Origin of the sequence: Serratia grimesii NBRC 13537 (assembly GCF_001590905.1) — a bacterium.
Classification (GTDB): domain Bacteria; phylum Pseudomonadota; class Gammaproteobacteria; order Enterobacterales; family Enterobacteriaceae; genus Serratia; species Serratia grimesii.
Map to the genome: position 1 here is coordinate 35,882 of NZ_BCTT01000012.1, position 17,949 is coordinate 53,830.

Consider the following 17,949-nt stretch of genomic DNA (forward strand, 5'->3'; position numbering starts at 1 on the left):
AATTTTCCAGAGTATCGGCATGTAGCGCAGCCTGGTAGCGCACCGTCATGGGGTGTCGGGGGTCGGAGGTTCGAATCCTCTCATGCCGACCAAATTTGAACACCTGCGTTGAAAGGATGAGAACCTCCGAAGGAGGTTTGAACCGAGCGCAGCGAGATCACGTTGCTTTAGCAACAGCCCGTAGGGCAAGCATCGAAGATGCGCGTAATCCTCTCATGCCGACCAAATTGAAAAACCTGCTAAAAAGCAGGTTTTTTTATGCCTGCAAATCGCTCTTCGTGCACAGGATAAAATTATCTATTTTCCCTTGCCAAGACCGCATCGCCAAGCCAATATACTGTATATTAAATCAGTATTGTAGGTAAGTTATGTTTGTAGAATTGGTGTTTGATAAGCGCAACGTTGATGGACTGCCGAATGCGGCAGAAATTATCCGCCTCGAACTGGAAAAACGAGTTCATACGCTGTTTCCAGATGCAGAAGTCCGGGTAAAACCAATGCAGGCCAACGGGTTAAATTCAGATGCCAGCAAAAGCGATCGTGAGAAGCTGAACCGGATGTTAGAAGAGATGTTTGATGAATCGGATCAGTGGCTGGTTACTGATATTTGATAGAGACAGACCGTTTTCGAGGAAATTAAGAGTCACTTGTACCATAAACACCTCGAATAAGCTGAGTTGGTAGCTAGCTGTTCACTAAAAATGAGATTGGGAAAGATGATTATGCGCCAGCACTGTCTATCAGACACAAACAGTGCCAGCAGCATTTTCAGATAGGAATTAGTAGTAAAGCAAAGCAGTCGATACGTTGCCAAATTTCAACTAATCAACGTCCAGAACATTGTCAACGTATGCACCGCCGTTAACGCTAAAACTCATTTGCAAGTTCAACCATCCAGCAATATGCCATCAGAAACTGAAAGGGCTGGCATTTTAAGGCGCAGATCTATCCAGCGACAATCCGGAATATCCATTGGCTCACCGGCCACTATCGCCGCTGTATCAACATCAAAGCGGCGTTTACTGACCTTCACATAGATTGTGCCGTCTTTGCCGGTGCTGGTTTCAACAAAGCATAGGCGGTTACCGTTAACGTCCTGGGGTACCTCGATGTTCCAACCTTCCTCAGCAAACCCTAAAGAGCCAGTGACCTTGTAGACTCCGACAGACACCCGCTCAGCGCTTACCCCATTAGCTTCACCGTTCACGGCCACGTTGCCCGCTAAGGTAAATCCGTCCAGATAATCATCGGCCATTTTTTCAGGTGTACCAGACAGCCTGGCGATCGGTGATGCTGCTTTCAGGAACCCGTTTGCATCGACCGTTACGTTATAGTCAGTAAAGACCCGGCTTTCTTTAACTGTAGTGAGTCCACTGGGGCCTGTTTTCTGCCATGTCGTATCTTTCACAATATCAATGCCAAACATTGCAGTTGGTGAACTGCTAGCAAGGACCGTTATCGATGGCATGCTGTAAGCAGGTCCAACCATCCACAATTCCCAACGCGCTATAGCTGAATTGTATATCGCTCCAAATCTTACGTCCGAGCCACCTGGGCCAATACCAGCAACCATCAGGCCACGGGCATCAAGTGCAGATGATGTAGCATTACGCGCCGAGAATTGGACCAGTTTTATATCCAACCCAGGGTTTCCATATGTCCTGCCAGCAGTTATGAGCAAATGCACACCGGAAATTCCAGTCGTTGTCGCTGCAAGCGTGGCCAATTTTAGATACCCTTGGGCGCCGCCGATTGTATTAACAATTGCAGGAATCACAACAGCGCGCGAGCTTTCTTTTACAGCGGTAGCCAGTGTAGCTGCCGCATTGTTCTCACTAACCTTTGCAGAAGCTGCAGATGCCGCTGATTTATCGGCTGACGCTGCGGCTTCGGCACGCATACGGTCAACAGTTTGAACAATTTCGGGCGTGATATCACTTTCACCGGGGCGGCGCAGGAAATCATTGAGAGTACCAGAAAGGGAGTCCGTATAAACCTCTATCGTACCGACTCTTTCAGGTTGAGCACCATAGACAGAAATAATCACCTCATAGGCACCTGGCTCCACAGTTAACGAATACTGGCCGCTATCATTCGTCACAGATTGCGATTTTGCCAGGTTAAGCACCGTTGACGAGGTTTTCAGAGAACGCATTGTAATTGTTACGCCTGTCCGTGCGTCGCCATAAGGCCCCTTTAATACACCACTAATAACCGTCATATTTTTACTCCAATAATAAAAAGTCACTCAACATGGTCTATGTGTAGATAATGTAATTAACTCACTCAACATCAGAATCGTTAAATGGCTGGGGGATTGAATTAGCGGGAACATATTCAGCGAATTGACTATTAGGAACGTTTAAGCGAACCATTAAAAATTTACCGTCAGGAATGTCGATAGGGTCACCATTTTTGTAACCCTCAACATTATTTTGTAATTCAGGTATTGGACATTCGTTAGTTCGATGATAAGTCTTAAAGACAATTGAGCCATCTTTCTCAACCTTGTAATCAACCCACAGCAAGGCGTTACCGTTCTCGTCTTTAGGAACCTCAAATTTCCATCCATTATCGATATAGAAACCTAAACAGCCGTCCACATGATATAGACCAACACCAAGACGCTTACAGATAACCCCTTCCGCCTCCGTAGTATTTTCACAACTGCCATCACCAAAAATGTTAGTAACAGGTGATGCTTTTTTAATGAATCCATTACCATCAACAACTGTATTTAGACTGTGCCAAATAACCTTATGCATTGTCCAACCAGTACGAATACTTCCGCATGATACGGACAAATGAGTTGTCGTCGATGCCATATTAAAAGCAGCATAAACATCTTCCGTTCTGCACCATAGTGACGGACCCCAGGCTGGGGTATACCAACCTGGACCATTATCACTTATTTCCTGATTATTTCTAAAAGCTATAAGCCCACGTTCACCAATCTCATTAAGAATAGGATTGATATTGTTGGTGCTCATTAATTTATATCCTCTCCAACTGCCTCCAAGTCCCCACCCCCCACCTATCATTACTTCATTTTGGTTGGCACCAATATTTGCAGTTGCTGCTGTACCGAGCCCCAGATTACCTCTAGCCGTTTTTTGGTTTTGTAAATCAGAAAGATTGCTACTTTTGCTTAGTTTATCTTCTAAGCTTTTCGTTATTCCGTTCCATGCTGGTCCAGTAAAGCTGCGGTTGTCAGGGAGTGTGACCGTAACGTCTCCTGTCCCGCTGAATACCTGCTGCCAGTTGTCTTTGTCGTAGTTCAGGCCTCGCAGAGCTTTGGCCGTCTCAGCTGCCAACTGGGCAGTAATAGCGTTCAGTGTCTCGCGTGGTACAGCAGACCATGCAGCTCCCGCTTGCGTCGGTCCGTCATAGGCTTTAATCAGTGTGGCCTGTGTGGCGCTATCTACAATCTTCACCGGCAGCGTATAGGTTACTCCACCAACAACGCTCACAATCATGTCGCTAGCTTTCAACTCGGTGTTAAATGCTGTTCCCGCCCCCTTCACTACAGCGGAGTTGTTCGTTAGGGTTAAAGTGCCTGCTGGCATAATGTTCTCCTGAATTCTGGCAATAAAAAACCGGCTCAGTGCCGGTTAGTTAGAAATAGTGGTCTGCATTAATGACCATGAGTGGAATATTAGCGGCATAAAAGTCGGTGGAACTCCATTTCGTTTGCACCCGCGAACCACCTCGTCCACGCCAATATCTAAATCCACCGCCATTGACAAAGCGGAAACCATTGGTGTGATAGTTATAATATCCACCATTCATCTCCCGGTTGCCCCGTTGATAGCCACATATTGGTATAGGAATCATTGGTCGTTCCAATCCAGTCCAGGTTACATTATCTGGAATTCTATCAACGACACCTTGCCGACCATCCCACACCAATGGGGTAACATCACTCGTAAATGTATTTTGTCCAAGTGCATTTTTAATCACTAATCCATAACCGTTAGGTGTTGGTGGATAATATCCACTATTCATGATTAAAACTCTAATCATGGCGGTAGTTGCTACTGGCTCCCCCTCCCCGTTATCGCGGCTTACATATATACGATTTTGTTCTGGTCTGTGGCTTACGCAAACACCTTCGTCATCACAACGAACAAATACTATTTTCGTACTATCATTTTGAACCACAGGGACTTCCCAAGAGTCGTTAATTGACACGTCACCTTTCCAAACAACAAAACCTAATTGTTGATCGCTGTTAATACTCATCCAGTTAACAGAATCTTGGATCATAATACCGTAAGTACCACTGATATTTTCTGGGCGCTGAACTTGATAAACGTTGAAATTGGTAAAGTTCGCTTGGCCACCTTTAGTAGTAAACCTCAAAATAATATTTGCACCCTCTGTCCTCCAACCGGTCAGGCCGCCATAGACAGCTGGGTTTGTTGAACTACCAAAAACCCATCCGGTTGTGCCTGCGCAAAACACTGCATTACCAGGTCGAAAGTTTGACGGGGCAATCCAGTGTTCATAATTTCCATTTGTTTTAGGTTCTACTAAAGTTGCCAGAAGAGATGGGGAGTTTAACCCCCCTAGACTCCTGCCATTAACAACAATACCATAGGCCATATTAAAGCCTCCCCATCCTTACGCGCAGATTGCCGCCAGCGTCATAAACGTTAATTTGATCGCCGCGTATCTCCATGCGGCCGTTACCATCACCGCCGTTAATCTGAATCTGCCCTGCGCCAGAACCGCTTTTATCCAGTCTCCAGCCGCTGGTAGCGCTGAAATTATCAGACTGGATAAATCCGCTAATTTTGGCGTTTGTAATAGCGGCATCCGCGATTTTTGCCGACGTGATAGAGGCGTTCTGAATGAATGCATCGCTGATAAACACTTGACCATTGATGACAGCAAAGGGCGAATACTGCTTGTCCCCGCTGCCGCTCATCAGCACGAACTGATTAGCGTTGAAGCCAATCCGGGTAATCACCGGTTTACCGGTTTCTGCGAGCACCGCGATAGACATACCGGCATTGTAGAAAACGTCGTTAATGCGAATTCCAGCTTTCAACGTATGAATAGCCGTAGCTCCATCAGCATCTATCGTTGCGGTCAGCTTGTCCTCAAGTACCGCCGTCACATCGTCAATCTGGACCTGAACCTGCGTTCTCAACTCCGCCAGGCCGCGATCAACTTCCGCTATGGTAGTTTTTACAATGAGGATATCGGCACGCACCGTGCCATACTGCGCCCACTGATGCTCTGCCGTCGCGTTGTTGGCCAGCGCATTCTGCAAGATGGCGCCGATGTTGGTGTCGATATCGCCCACCAGACGTTCACCGTCTTTTGTGGTCAGCAGATCGTCGCCGATGCTCTCGAGATAATCACCGGCGTCCGCATTCGCCTGCCCGTCGATCCAACCGGTCCAATCGCCCTGATTGCCGGTGCGATCCTGCAGCCGCGCACGGAACCAAAAAGCCTGCCCTGCCTTCAAGCCAGTCATGCTATGGGTATGGAGCGGATATGGAATATCGGCCAGCAGCAGGGCGTTGCCACCAGCAGCGTTATCCGCGTATTGGATTTCAGTTTTCAGCGTATCTTCAGCGCCAGCGGGGAAACGCCAATCAAGCTGGATTCCCCACAGCAGCGGGGATGCCTTGAAGCCGACCGGCGTCGGCGGCTTACCCTCTTTGCCCTTGAGGTGAGTTTCCATCGATGCCGCCCAAACAGACGAAACGTTGCTGGCGTTGATGGCTCGAGCCCGTACAAGGTAACGCCCAGCATAAATACCCGGCACTTCGAAACCGAGCGCGGACGTACGCGGTACCGACACCCAGTTACCGTTATCCTTGCGCCACTCCGCCTCATAGGCGATCGCACTCTCAACCGCGCCCCAGGCAGCGCGCATCGTGGTGACAGCAATACCTTGGCTCACGGAGGAATAACTGTCTATGACAATGTTTTTCGGCGGCGCCTGAACACCGGGTGGAATAATCGAGATTGGACGTTCATCGATACGCGCGCCGGTATCGATACGGCCATATTTATACGGATCATGTTCCATCGCGTTGATCGTGAAGGTGTTATCGCCATTATCGGCGATGCCCGCCACGCGATAGAGCTGAACGGCCAGATCATCCGCGTCGATCGACCAAGCAGACTCAGGTGTCGGTATCTCGCTGTATGCAGTGGTGACCGTCACGACGCGCTCATTCACCGCCTGTACCGTGCGCGCCTGTGCCTTGCCGGAAGGTAGGTTGACGAGCAGGCGATCGCCAGCTTTAGCGCCCGGCTTTCTGTCCAATGTCAGTTTACGGCCATCCACGCAGCTGATGCGTCCGCCAATTGCCCGGCCTGCCAGCATCTGGTCCGCCACGCCGACAATATGCCCCGGCATAGGGATCATGCCATCCAGACCGACGGAGAAGCTCACCGTGCGGTCTTTGCTGTTGGTCAGTAACGCCCAGCGCCCCCGGCGATTAGCCTCACTTTGACGGGTACAGCCGATAGCTGTTAGCTCTGTCTGGTTAACGTCATAGCGACGGACCAAATCATTATCAAAAACAGCCTCAATCGCGTCAGCATAATGGTTGGCGGGATCGGACCAACTAACCATCGCCGTGCTATAGCGGGTGCGCTCGCTGGCAGATGAATAGGTAAACTTGCCGTCAATAACGTTAGCGCGGGTATAGGTGAAGTCCATATCGCGCGGCATATCCGCCAAGGCGACCATTTGGTTTCGCCCCCAATAGGTCATACCCCGAAAGATACCCGCCAAATCGCTCAAAACTGTCCAGGCATCCTCGCGCGATTGAATGTAAACGTTACAGGTGAAGCGCGGTTCGGTACCGTCGCCGCCCAGCCCGTCAGGAACAAGTTGATCGCAATACTGCGAAATACGGTATAGCTCAGACTCGGATACCTGGGAGGCGTCGATGCGATCGCCAAGGCCAAAACGCTCAGCCAGCATAATGTCGTAAAACACCCACGCTGGGTTATCGCTGTAGGCCCACTTGAAGCCACCGGTCCAAACACCGTTATAGCTTCGTGTTTCTGGGTCATAGTTGTCAGGCACACGGATCAGGCGGCCGCGCGGTTTGCAGCTGATCTTCGGAATGTTCGGGAACTGTTTGGAATCGAACTCGACATACAGCAGCGCCGTGTTCGGGTAGCGCAGTTTGGCGTCGATGATTTCGGTTAGCGCCCCGAGGTTCATGCGATCGACGATTCTGGCGCTGTTAGCATTGGGCGTCAGCCGGCGTACGCGCAACTGCCATCCCGTAGTGGCCTTCGGCAAATTGATGCGGTGTGAACGTTCATACAACGAGGTAGTTTTATCGTCGATCGCTGCCGTTAACACCTCTTGGTAGCTGCCGCCGTCAGTCGCCACGTCGATGGCGTATTCGATGCGATAACCGTTGACGTCCCCGTTGTCTTCCTGCTTTTGCAGCATGGGCCAGCCAAGCCGAAGGCGAACGGCGGAAAGTTGCAGATTCGAGACCGAACGCACCCACGGTGTACCGCTTTTCAATTCGCTGCCTATCACGATCTCATTTTCGACGGCGGGAATGCCCTGGATATACTCCTGCACCTGCGAACCAGGACGGAATTCCCAGCGGAAACCGGGAAAGTTCTCCGTTCCGTCGCTGCTCAATACCGGCGTGCCATCAACAAAAATGTTCGTGCCATCCAGCCCGCCGGCAAACTCCCCTTCGCCCAATGCGAATAGCATCTTCGCTCTGGCGATCGACTGAATGCTGTCCGGCGATTCTACCGGCGTGTGGCCGCCACCGCCGCCGCCTTTTCGCCCACGGATAATGTTCTGTGCCATATTTCGCCCATAAAAAAAGCCGCTATTGCGGCTGTCTGTTCAAACGGATGTCGTTATTGCTGGTCTTCGGTATAAATGCCTGCGGAGATAATCGCCCCGCCAATCTCACGCGTGCCATACAACACGCCGACGGGGTTGCCCTGCGCCGTTGTGTTGACCGGGCCACCAAAGGCATAGCTTGGTTTATTTTCCGGGCCTTGCCGCATGCGCAACCCCCCCATTTGCGGGGAGAGCATTTGGAGGATGCCGCCGAGGGCGAGGGAAGCGCCGGCCATCGCTGCCATGCCGGTGGCGCCACCCGCCGTAAATGCCCCCATAGCCCCCGCCCCTGCGCCCGCAGAAATATACATAGCAACGGCAACCAGCGCCACGCCCAGCACGGTCTGGAATAAGCCTGCGCGCTTGCTCCCAATCACGACGGGAACAAGGTGAATATCTTCCGTCCCTATGGTTAGCTCCAGCTCGTCCTGCCGGACATTACGCTTACCGACAAAAATAGAAAATGTCAGGCCGCGTTTGTGAGCTTCAAGCATGTAGCGTTCGAAACCTGGTAACAAGTTCTTCATTGCATCAATGGCTTTGGGTACCGTCGTAGCCCGATACTTGAATTCTCTCCCAAAAGCTTTGATCAACGGTCCATGAAACCTTACCGTTCTGAGTGGAGTTTCAATTAACGACATGTATTTTCCCTTATAAAAAACCCACCGATGGTGGGTTTTATTGAAAATGTATGTTTACAGACATGACTTAATGTCAGATATAACCTCACCATTTCTATTGGTTATTTCCCCCAATTGGTGTTTGCGGCTTCACCTCTATACACAACTTGCCACTGAGCTTCTTTCTCTAATATATCTATATAGCCACTACCGTTAATTAGCACCAGTGCAATACCACTCTCTAATTAGGCTTACTTACTATTTCTATACGCATACCATTAAATATATGCTTATCTGATTTCTTCTATAATGCAGGCAGCCAGATAATTTACATCATTTTTAGACGTAAACTCTGCCCTAACCCTTTTGTTAGCTCTGGGTTTGCACAGCTTGCCAGCATCAGTAAGGTAATGGGTAATAGTAGTTTTTTTATTAATATTCCCCTTGTTGTTTTCAACATCGTAACAAAGGACTACATCATTTCTCTATGCCGCAGCACCTTCACCGTGCGTTCTTTCCAGTAGCCGCCATAGGGCACCCGCTGGCTTAACATACCGTACATATGGTGCAGCAGCATGCCATCTTCCAGCAGAATGCCGGCGTGATTGGCCACCGGCGCCGTGACCTGCATGATCGCCATATCCCCCGGCAGCGGTGGGCCGCCGAACTCACGAAAACCACATTTGTGCCAGTTATCCAGATAAAGATTTTCCTCCCGCTCCCACCACGGATAATCAACGCGATAATCTCGTAATTCAATGCCATGCTGCTGCCGGAAATAGCTCATGATAAGCCCCCAGCAGTCAGTATGCCCCAGCACAAACTGGCGCCCGACTAACGGCAAATCTCCACGCGGCATAATCGTGCGTAGATCGCCCTCCGGCCAACTGGCGATCACCCAAGGCAACTCTAACGCGTCACATTGTGCCTTATCCAGCTCGCTCGGCTGCGTGGTGGCGTCAGGGTGGCTGTGCACAATCATGGTGATCGTGCCCCACCCGGTAGCGGCCACATAGTCTTCAGGCGCCAGATAAAACTGTTCGGTGGGATCCTCCGCCAAGTTACGGCACGGGAAATAACGCTCCACGCGGGACTTTTGCGCAACCACGCCGCAGCATTCGCGCGGATACTCGGCCATCGCGTGCGCCATAATGGCCGCTATGGTTTTCTCTTTCATCTCTCCCCCTACTGCCGGATTAATGAGGCACCGGGGAACCCACCGAACGGCAACGGTTCGTTCTCGCCAAAACGTTTTTGGCAATCGCTCAGTAGCCCGCCGCAGCGATCCTTGCTCGGGTCATCCACCGGATTGCCCTTGTCGTCAAAGTATCGGATACCGGCATAATCGCAGCCCTTGCCGGTGCGATAACCGCCGCGCGAGCACCAGGTACACAGGCTATGAATTTGCCGGGTCGGAATGCGCAATCCCCGTAGGTCTGTCGGGCTGGAGAGCTCGAACTCCACCGCTTCGTCGCTTTCCGTCGCCTTGCGGTCGATATAGAACACCTGCAGCTTTTCCTGCAGCGGATCAGCTGTAGGATTGCCCTCAGGAAAATTATGGGCATCGAGATAGTGCATCAATGTATCGTGGATCAGCACTTTGGCCTGTGCCATATCCTCGAACTGCAGGCAGAGCGCCGTAATCAGGCCGTTTATATTGGCCACCGTCAATTTAGGCGCGCTGCTCTGACTGTCAGAAGAGATTTCAAGCCCTTCGACACTAAACGGCCACGGCCCGTACTCCTTGCCCTGCCACCAGATCGTTTTTGCAGGTAGTTTCGTTTCATCTCCGCCTGCTGCAGCCAGTTCTTCCGGCGTATAGGGCAGTGTGTCACTATGAAAGCGTAGAATATCAGCACCGAACTTTGTCCCGTCCACTTCAACAAGGCGAACGCGATTGCCCGGCTCCAACTTCTGCAGGTCTGTATTCAGCATGATTAATCTCGGTTAAACGTGAAACGCCTCGGTAAACGTGGCCGTCAGTGAATAGTTATCGCCGCCCATGGCAACAGGCTTATAGCCTTCGCAGCGGTAGAGGCCGGGAACATTGGTCGGTGGTGTCCATTGAAAAGATCTCACCCCGTAATGATTTTCCAAGAAGACGATGATCGGCGTGATGTAGTCATACTTACCGACAAAGGTCAGATCCCAGGAACGCACGATCGGATTAATGCCGTCGCCGGAGACCTGAGCATATCCGTCGCCGAACTGCGCCTTTCTGACGCGAAAACGCATATCGCCGGCAGCATTGACGCGCGCCGGAAATTCAAATGTTTGAATACCCATTACATCCCCTTGATTGCTTTCCAAATCGGCTGGCCCGGCATCAGGTTTCTGTTGATCACCTTCTGGCTCTCCTGCGCGGCGATACTCCCCATCTGCTTGCCAAACTCTCCCCAGCCAGGATCGGCCTGTGTACCGACGTTGCCACCACTCTCGATCGTAATGTACACATTCGGCGCCGCCGCAACCTGTTGGCCACCGCCCATCGCCCTCACCCCCAGAGAACCATCGGCGCCACGCTTGAGTGGCATGATGGCTTCAGGCCCAGCCTCGCCCATTACCCCTGCGCCTTTGGCAAAGGCGAACAGAGTCGGATTGTTCACCACCTGCCCGCTGTAAGCACTCAGCGAAGGGGATGCATAAACCCCACCTTTAGCGTTGGGAACGTAACCTTGCCATCCCGTAGACATACCCATCGCACCGGAACCTGCCGCACCAGCGCCAGCACTGGCTGCACCACCCATTAAGCCGCCGCCGATGCTCATAAAGGTAGAGAGAATAGTTTTCGTCAATAACGCTTGCATCGCCATATCGATAAGTTGCTGAACGACAGACTGGGTAATGGAAGAAAACAACCCAAGCATATTTTGTTTAAAACTCTGCGTGCCGGTCAGCAGATCAAACATCATGCCGGAGGTGCGCTCCCGCGTCATATCCACCAGCCCCAACGCCATCTTGTGCACGCGGCTCTGACCACCGTACAGGCTTAGCGCTTGCTGATACTGAGCGTCCGACGATTCCTGTGTCGCCGCCTGCATCAGTTGCTCATAGCGCTGTTTATCCAGAAAGCCCTGCTGATAGTAGGCCTGGTATTGAGCCTGTTGCTGCACAAGTTGATTATTCAGGCGAGCGACGGGATCTACATCGCCCACGATGTTCAAGCGCGGCGCGGCGAGCGTGTCAGTTTCGGCCTTCAACCGCTGGCGCTGAGTTTCTTGCTGCTGGATCCGGCTGGCGGTCTGGTATTCGCGTTCGGTCAACAGTCGCCCGTCATACAGCGCTTTCAGCTCCTTGCTGACTTCCTGATCCTTGCGCACCGCCGCCTGCCCCGGAGTGTACTGTTTGGCCAGCTGTTGCCGCTGCTGCTGATACTTCTCGGTATTCAACGCCATCATGCGCTGTACATCCGCTTGCCCGGCGCCAGCGGCTTTGGCAGTTAATACCAGCTTTGCCTGTGCGCTTTGCTCATCCAAAGCGATCTTGTCGAGGCTGCTCAGATGCGCCCGCTCCATCTCCTGACGTAACTGCTGATACTGCTCAAGAGCCTGCTGCTTGCTATTATCACTGAAGGTACGATCGACAAAAATAGCGCTTTCTTGATGGTTTTTAGGCTTGTCAGGCTTAGTCTCAACATGGCTGCCGTTGCCATTTAGTGCATTGACGGCGTTGTTTCGACGGGTTCTGATCGCTTTCTCGCTCTCAATGGCATCTTCCAACTGCCCTCGCAAGACGTTCCGTTCTTTCCTCAACTCTTCTGGATCTGAATAGAGGAACCCCAAAGTCCCCTTGCGGCGACGTTCCAGACCCGCAAGGCGGGTATCACTCAAATGCGACAACTGGCCTTCAATCTTCGTTTTCTCCTCACGAAGATTTTTTAACTGATCGTCAAAACTATCAATTTTAATGGCTAATTTCACGTTGGAGAGCTTATGAAGATCGTCGGCAGTTTCAACTACCGCATCTTTCAATGCCAAAGCCGATTGGCGCGCCAATTGGTTCTGCTCATGAAAATACAACATCCCCAAGCCCGCCTGGATGGCAACACCAACCGGGCCGCCAAGCGCACCCAACGCAACATTGGCAACGCGGGATGCGGCACCCGCCCCACTCGTCGCCTGCGCTGCGCCGCGCGCAGCCGCTGCCTGATCGCGCCAAGCCGCCGCGCTGTCATTCAGACCTGAGGCCAGTTTCAGCACCTCCTCGGTTCGGCTACCTCCCCCATCCCCAGAACCATTGCTCGCCTGCCGAGCCGCTTCGTCCAGTTGTTTCATCTGCGCCGTCGCAGCCGTAGTGACGGAAGAAAGTTCGGTAAGCACCTGTCCATACTGCCGGGCGGTGGCAACGAGCTCCCTCAGCGACAAGTCAACCCCAGCCAAACCTGCCAATTTTCCCGCCAGGCCGCCAAGAGTACTGCCGATACGTTGATAGGTTTCGTCGGTCTTTTTCGCGTCCTGTTGAGCCTGACGATTGAACTTTGTGGATTGATCGCCGGCGGTACGGTAAGCCGCCGTCAGTTTGTTTTTAAAGTTGGCGTCATTCAGGTACAACCCGACCGCCAACGATGCTACCTCAGCCATTTCCCAGCACTCGCATAACGTCAGCACACTGCATATCAATACTGCTTTGCGCGGGCTGAACGGATTGGTGAATAGGGGCACTCTCCACCGCATCGGCCGTCATGCCTTGCAGTTTAAAATATGCCCGCCAGTGATTCAGGATTTGCGCCGGCAATGCGGCGATCTTGCGCGGATCCGACTCACCCCAGCGATCGGCCAGTTGGAACACCAGCATCAGCCAGGGCGAGTCAGTCAGTTTTTTTCCGCTTCCTCCAGGCTGCCGACCGCATGGCGTTTGACGGCACCGATGGCTTCGACCAGCGTCGGGTTGTCGTGCGCCACCAGCAGCTCATCCACGCTGGGCAACGCGCTGGCCGGAATGCGTTTGCCGTCCGGAGTCATAAAGCAAGACAGCAGGAGTTGAACGTTGAGCTTTGCCGCCTGGCTCATATCGCCGCTGTCGATGGCGGCTTTCATGCCATCTTCGTTTTCCTGCAGTTCCGCGGCTTTCAACCGACGGATGAAGGTCTTGGTGCCAAAAATTTGCGTTTCAATCACATGGTCGTCGGATTTCAACAGCGCCGCTTTCAGGGCCTTAAGATCATATTTCTCAGTCATGATTATTCCTTGTTCATAATGCGTGATTTATGCAAATGATCGCCGCAGGTCATACTTGCCTGCGGCGCAAAACATCGCGCCAAACGCCTGGATACGATAGTTCACTCAACGCGACTTTTCGGTTTGTCACACCTTCGCTGTTACCGCTCCCCAGGTGTTGCTGTTCTGTTTGCCCTGTACGGTAATTTGAATAACTTCACTCGCTGGGGCGGTGATCTCATTCATTTTCCAACCGGACAAAGACAGGATAGAAGTGGAAGTGCGACCATTCGGCAGCTCAACATAAAACTGCACGGTTTCACGCTTATCTGCGGCATTCAGGAACGCAGCAAAATCGGTATTGGCAGGATCGTCGATAAAGCCAAGGGATTTCTCAGCCCCCTCAGGCAGGTCGGAAATAAACTGTTTCGTGGTATCAAGCAGCGTCGTGCAGTCAACAAAACTGCCCGTTTGCCCCATTTCACCTACTGCTTTACAGTTCGTCAGTGCTTTCATCGTCGCCGGCGTGGCGCCTACTGTGCCCCACTTAACGATAGTTCCAGCAGGCAGCATGGCGTACTCTGGCGAAGTTTTATCAGCCATAATTTTTCTCTCTCTTTTTTGATGAAGGATGGTGGTAGCAGTCGCTACCGGTTTTCTATGCCATAGCGGATGTTGGCCGCCAGGATGCGTAACACTTGAGTTTTGTTGTGATCCAGTGCTGGCCGGATAAATGGAGCGGCAGCTTGAGATGCCGTGCCGTATTCCTGTGCCAATGCTTTTTGGTAATGCTGTTTACTGGGGCCGACACGCAGGGTCAGTACTCCCCAACCGGCAACACCAGAAATGATGGCGATGCTGTCGCGCAAATATGATCTGTTTTCCATTGCGCTATCGCCGATATACTGCGGCATATCCCTGAGTACCGGAGCCAAAGCGGAACATCCGGCGTCATGCAGAATTCTTGAGGCGACATCACGCTTCACGGTCTCCAACCTACGTGCCAGCTCAGCCATGCCGGAAACGTTGGCACCGATCACGCTGCATTCTCCGAATGACAAATGATGTAATCGCGCACCATGCGGTATTGAATGCGGTTATCCGCCAACGTTGTGGCACCTTGCAAGATAGTGCTGCGTGTCACGGCCTGCACCGGCCAATGCCCAATATGACCATGCTGAATCCCTTCCCAGGCGGTAAGAATGATCTTATCCAGCGCGATTAACCGGGCGTAGTCATCAATAACGTACAGCACGATTTGAAAGCGACTCTGCACCAGCGAGGTATTAACCAAACCGGTATTAAGCTTCAAATCGCTGATTTTCTGATAAGTCACGCCTTCTAGTCCGGGATCCGACAGCACCAGTGGATATACCGGCATATGAGTTAATTCCTCCAGCGCAGTTTTAATTTCAAATTCAATCATTATGAGCATCAGCCTCCGTTGTCATATGAAGTCGAGTAGCTTGAGGTGCAGACGAGCTGCACATCGTGGTCTATCGGTATTCATGGTTTTTTACGATAAGAAGCACTGCGGCATAAGCATTCAGCAAGCAATAGAAAGCTTGGGGAAGAAGGAGCGGGAATTTAGGATAAAAACAATGCAGACTCCGCTGCGCGCCTTGCCACCAAACCATCGAGTCTTATACCACCGGCATTTACCCACCGACCAAACTCGTTAGCTGCACCTTGCTTATCACCAGCATTCACTCTGCGAAGCAAAGTCGAGGACGCTAGCGAACGTAAGCCGAGGTTATAAGCAAAGCTCACCAGAGCATCAAATTGCCCTTGGGTGATGGATACATTCACCAATTGATTGACGCCTTGTTCAAACTGAATAAGGCCACACCTCAGTAGACGTTCAGCCATCGTCTGATTAATCTGCATGCCTGGGCCGATTTTCTTGCCCTCTACCGGATGCGTCCAGCCATAACCGATGGTCCAGACACCCACCGAGTCCTGATATGCCTTCAAGCGCAACCCTTCCGCATGCTTAATCAGCGCCATTCCGTTTTTACTGAGTTTCATTGGCTTCCCCCTGACACTTTGTTGAGAAATCGGCGTTCCAACGATTTAATCAGCGACGCGCCTGACCAACCAGCCATGCCGCAAACGCCGCCCATCACCTCCGATGGCCAGTCGTAATGCAACGCAATCATCACCATGGTCAGGCCGGCGAAAATAGAGACAAAGAGCTGTAGAAATAGCGTTCGCCAACTGAACGCCTCACCGTTCAATACCTTGAATGAGTAACTGGCTATGGCGCCCAACAAAGTCATGCCAACGGCGATCAGCATAGAGAGGATGTTAGGCTCACTTTTCCAGGGCATTTTCATAACCTCCCTCCCACTACCGGGGCATTGCCCGAACATCGGGAAATTGAAATAAAAAAGCCACCCGAAGGTGGCCTCATTTTGACTGATACAATATTCACATCATATCGGCATACTACATTTTTTAAATATCGTAAAAATCACCAATAGCTGGCGACCTCATACTGCAACTTCAACCCACAGGCTAAAAAAATAAAATTACGCTAAAGCGATATTTTAAATTTTGTTATTGCGTCAAACAATTAACTACTTTTATCAGATTACAGCCATTTTTGCGTACGCGTTAGTTTTTTTTAAACTATTTTAGCCCTAAAAAGAAACACCAGCGACGTAACAAAATTTCCACTACCGTGCAAGCAACTGCCATTTATATCAGATTATCAGTGTTTTTGCGTACGCGTTAGTTTTTATGTAAAAACATAACAACATGACATTACTGATGCTTCACGATAAAAATGTAACACGCTGAATTGTAATTATTTTTATCAATCATGCATTTAAAAGATGAGATAAAAAAACAAAACCCCGCCTTGGCGAGGTTTATGATTGGGTAATTGCGTACTGACTCATCACTAATATCAGACTACAAGAATTTTTGCGTACGCGTTAGCTTTTTATTATTAAAATTTTACCCACTTATTCAGAATAAAAATCAGCTTTCAATTGATAATTTTGTTCTCTTTAAAATAATGCCAACACAACGAGGGGAATAAAAAGTACCTAGAGAATTTCAGTAATCCATACTCAACTTCACATCCAGCATCGCCAGACATCCCCCCACGAAACCTTCAGCAGTTTGCATCTCTTTTCGTATCGTGCCATCTGAGCATTTTCTCTTTCTCGCTATTTTGCGAAGCGATACCCCATAGACATGATGTGCAATCAACAAATCGAACTCTTCAGGTTTGTACTTCTTCAAGCGAATGACGCAGCCGTCGATAACCAACCCATCATCATCGCAGCAGGATAGTTCACCACATGAAGTATGCGGCAATAATCCCTTAAACCCAGCGGCAATTGGAGAATAGTCAATCCCGCTGCTATCACGGGCCCACACTCCCCACCGTTCCAAAATTTTGTGCATATCTCTCATACTGACCTCTCCGGGGGTTGCCAAACCGCCAATGACTCCGTGTCACCAAATGTTGAGAAACTCTCACCCCAACCAATTACTGTATAAATAAACAGTACTAAGTATACCCAAAGGTATTTTTTTATCAACACCAGAAAGTCATTTACCTAACGGTAAATTTGGGTACGATGGCCCTATGAAAAACGAGCAGAAAAATCAACTACAGGAAACACGACGGGCGCGTCTTTCCTCCCTGATCAGTAGCCTTGGCGTTGGGGGACAGAAGCGTCTGGCAGAAGCCCTTGGCATCGCTGCTGATTACGTTTCCAGAATGCTCTATCCAGCTGGTAAAAAAGGCAAGAAAGGTATCAGCGGAGATATGGCCAGAAGGATCGAGCAATTTTTCTCTATCCAAATCGGCTGGCTTGATGGCTTGGAACAACCTGAAAAACGCCGTAGCCCCAGCACCCTACAGCAAAACCAAGATGCCCATATTAGAACTCTGCCATTATTGGAGTGGGAATTGCCTTTGTTGTATGGCAAAAATCGAAAGAACAGCATCGTAAAATACCCTGCCGTCGTTAATTGCAGCTCCAGTGCTTACTGGCTGACGGTGCGGGACAACACGATGAGTGGTTCTGTGGGTGTAAATTACCCTAAAGGATCATTAATACTTGTAGAACCAATAACATATGGAGTGACGGAATTAGTTTCCGGTGACAAAGTCATTGCCAAAAAACAAGACTCTGACGATCTTGTCTTTAAAATTTATGTCGAAGACGCAGAAAATAAATGGCTTAAGGGGATTATGCCTGGGCTCCCCCCGTTGAATGGTAATGAGTACGATATCCTTGGAGTAGTGTTGGGCGCCTGGCTCCCTTAGTAAAATCGTTATTCCACTTCCCCGACGACCAAA

Annotated in this window: 19 protein-coding genes, 1 tRNA gene and 1 other RNA gene; 4 read left to right on the top strand and 17 right to left on the bottom strand. The window is 50.5% G+C overall.

The window, feature by feature from the left end; translation table 11 throughout:
- The first annotated feature begins 15 nt into the window (after positions 1-15).
- From SGR01S_RS16110 to SGR01S_RS16120, 3 genes are all read left to right on the top strand, one after another.
- A tRNA-Pro gene (locus tag SGR01S_RS16110) sits at positions 16-92 on the top strand.
- 3 nt (positions 93-95) lie between these two features.
- Positions 96-225, top strand: a non-coding RNA gene (locus tag SGR01S_RS16115) — RtT sRNA.
- Positions 226-368: 143 nt separating this feature from the next.
- On the top strand, positions 369-611 hold the full coding sequence (locus SGR01S_RS16120; RefSeq protein ID WP_037420871.1) for a DinI family protein: 243 nt from the start codon (positions 369-371) through the stop codon (positions 609-611).
- A gap of 275 nt (positions 612-886) precedes the next feature.
- Here SGR01S_RS16120 and SGR01S_RS24565 read toward each other — a convergent pair whose 3' ends face one another.
- The 17 genes from SGR01S_RS24565 to SGR01S_RS16200 all read right to left on the bottom strand — a co-directional run bounded on the left by SGR01S_RS24565 (position 887) and on the right by SGR01S_RS16200 (position 17,054).
- Positions 887-2,221, bottom strand: a complete 1,335-nt coding sequence (locus tag SGR01S_RS24565; protein WP_061807985.1) for a phage tail fiber protein — start codon at positions 2,219-2,221, stop codon at positions 887-889.
- A gap of 61 nt (positions 2,222-2,282) precedes the next feature.
- Entirely contained in the window at positions 2,283-3,566 is a 1,284-nt protein-coding gene (locus SGR01S_RS24430) for a phage tail fiber protein (RefSeq protein WP_061807986.1), read from the bottom strand.
- 49 nt (positions 3,567-3,615) lie between these two features.
- Positions 3,616-4,605, bottom strand: a complete 990-nt coding sequence (locus SGR01S_RS24240) for a DUF6453 family protein (protein ID WP_147284275.1) — start codon at positions 4,603-4,605, stop codon at positions 3,616-3,618.
- Position 4,606: 1 nt separating this feature from the next.
- Positions 4,607-7,813, bottom strand: coding sequence for a TipJ family phage tail tip protein (locus SGR01S_RS16135; protein WP_061807987.1), 3,207 nt, complete (start codon positions 7,811-7,813; stop codon positions 4,607-4,609).
- Positions 7,814-7,866: 53 nt separating this feature from the next.
- Positions 7,867-8,493: a tail assembly protein gene (locus SGR01S_RS16140; RefSeq protein ID WP_061807988.1), complete on the bottom strand. Its 627-nt coding sequence runs from the start codon at positions 8,491-8,493 to the stop codon at positions 7,867-7,869.
- A 451-nt stretch (positions 8,494-8,944) separates the two neighbouring features.
- Positions 8,945-9,649, bottom strand: coding sequence for a C40 family peptidase (locus SGR01S_RS16145; protein WP_061807989.1), 705 nt, complete (start codon positions 9,647-9,649; stop codon positions 8,945-8,947).
- Positions 9,650-9,657: 8 nt separating this feature from the next.
- Complete coding sequence (locus SGR01S_RS16150; protein ID WP_172479817.1) at positions 9,658-10,410, bottom strand: phage minor tail protein L; 753 nt, start codon at positions 10,408-10,410, stop codon at positions 9,658-9,660.
- Between the two features lie 9 nt (positions 10,411-10,419).
- Complete coding sequence (locus SGR01S_RS16155; protein ID WP_061807991.1) at positions 10,420-10,758, bottom strand: phage tail protein; 339 nt, start codon at positions 10,756-10,758, stop codon at positions 10,420-10,422.
- A complete protein-coding gene (locus SGR01S_RS16160) occupies positions 10,758-13,052 on the bottom strand; it encodes a phage tail tape measure protein (protein WP_061807992.1) in 2,295 nt (764 codons plus the stop codon). Before SGR01S_RS16160 ends, SGR01S_RS16155 begins: the two co-directional genes overlap by 1 nt.
- Entirely contained in the window at positions 13,045-13,266 is a 222-nt protein-coding gene (locus tag SGR01S_RS16165) for a hypothetical protein (RefSeq protein ID WP_082797636.1), read from the bottom strand. The genes SGR01S_RS16160 and SGR01S_RS16165 overlap by 8 nt, the downstream gene beginning before the upstream one ends.
- A gap of 17 nt (positions 13,267-13,283) precedes the next feature.
- On the bottom strand, positions 13,284-13,649 hold the full coding sequence (locus tag SGR01S_RS16170) for a phage tail protein (RefSeq protein WP_061807993.1): 366 nt from the start codon (positions 13,647-13,649) through the stop codon (positions 13,284-13,286).
- Positions 13,650-13,775: 126 nt separating this feature from the next.
- Positions 13,776-14,231, bottom strand: a complete 456-nt coding sequence (locus SGR01S_RS16175) for a hypothetical protein (protein ID WP_061807994.1) — start codon at positions 14,229-14,231, stop codon at positions 13,776-13,778.
- Positions 14,232-14,275: 44 nt separating this feature from the next.
- On the bottom strand, positions 14,276-14,668 hold the full coding sequence (locus tag SGR01S_RS16180) for an HK97-gp10 family putative phage morphogenesis protein (protein ID WP_061807995.1): 393 nt from the start codon (positions 14,666-14,668) through the stop codon (positions 14,276-14,278).
- Positions 14,665-15,054, bottom strand: coding sequence for a hypothetical protein (locus SGR01S_RS16185; protein ID WP_061807996.1), 390 nt, complete (start codon positions 15,052-15,054; stop codon positions 14,665-14,667). The genes SGR01S_RS16180 and SGR01S_RS16185 overlap by 4 nt, the downstream gene beginning before the upstream one ends.
- A gap of 161 nt (positions 15,055-15,215) precedes the next feature.
- A complete protein-coding gene (locus SGR01S_RS16190) occupies positions 15,216-15,656 on the bottom strand; it encodes a lysozyme (protein WP_061807997.1) in 441 nt (146 codons plus the stop codon).
- Positions 15,653-15,964, bottom strand: coding sequence for a phage holin family protein (locus tag SGR01S_RS16195; RefSeq protein ID WP_061807998.1), 312 nt, complete (start codon positions 15,962-15,964; stop codon positions 15,653-15,655). Before SGR01S_RS16195 ends, SGR01S_RS16190 begins: the two co-directional genes overlap by 4 nt.
- A 727-nt stretch (positions 15,965-16,691) precedes the next feature.
- On the bottom strand, positions 16,692-17,054 hold the full coding sequence (locus SGR01S_RS16200) for an antiterminator Q family protein (RefSeq protein WP_061807999.1): 363 nt from the start codon (positions 17,052-17,054) through the stop codon (positions 16,692-16,694).
- A 175-nt stretch (positions 17,055-17,229) separates the two neighbouring features.
- On the opposite strand from SGR01S_RS16200, the gene SGR01S_RS16205 reads away from it, so the two are divergent.
- Positions 17,230-17,916 carry a S24 family peptidase gene (locus SGR01S_RS16205; RefSeq protein WP_061808000.1) on the top strand — a complete coding sequence of 229 codons (687 nt, stop codon included), beginning with the start codon at positions 17,230-17,232 and terminating at the stop codon, positions 17,914-17,916.
- Positions 17,917-17,949: the final 33 nt, after the last annotated feature.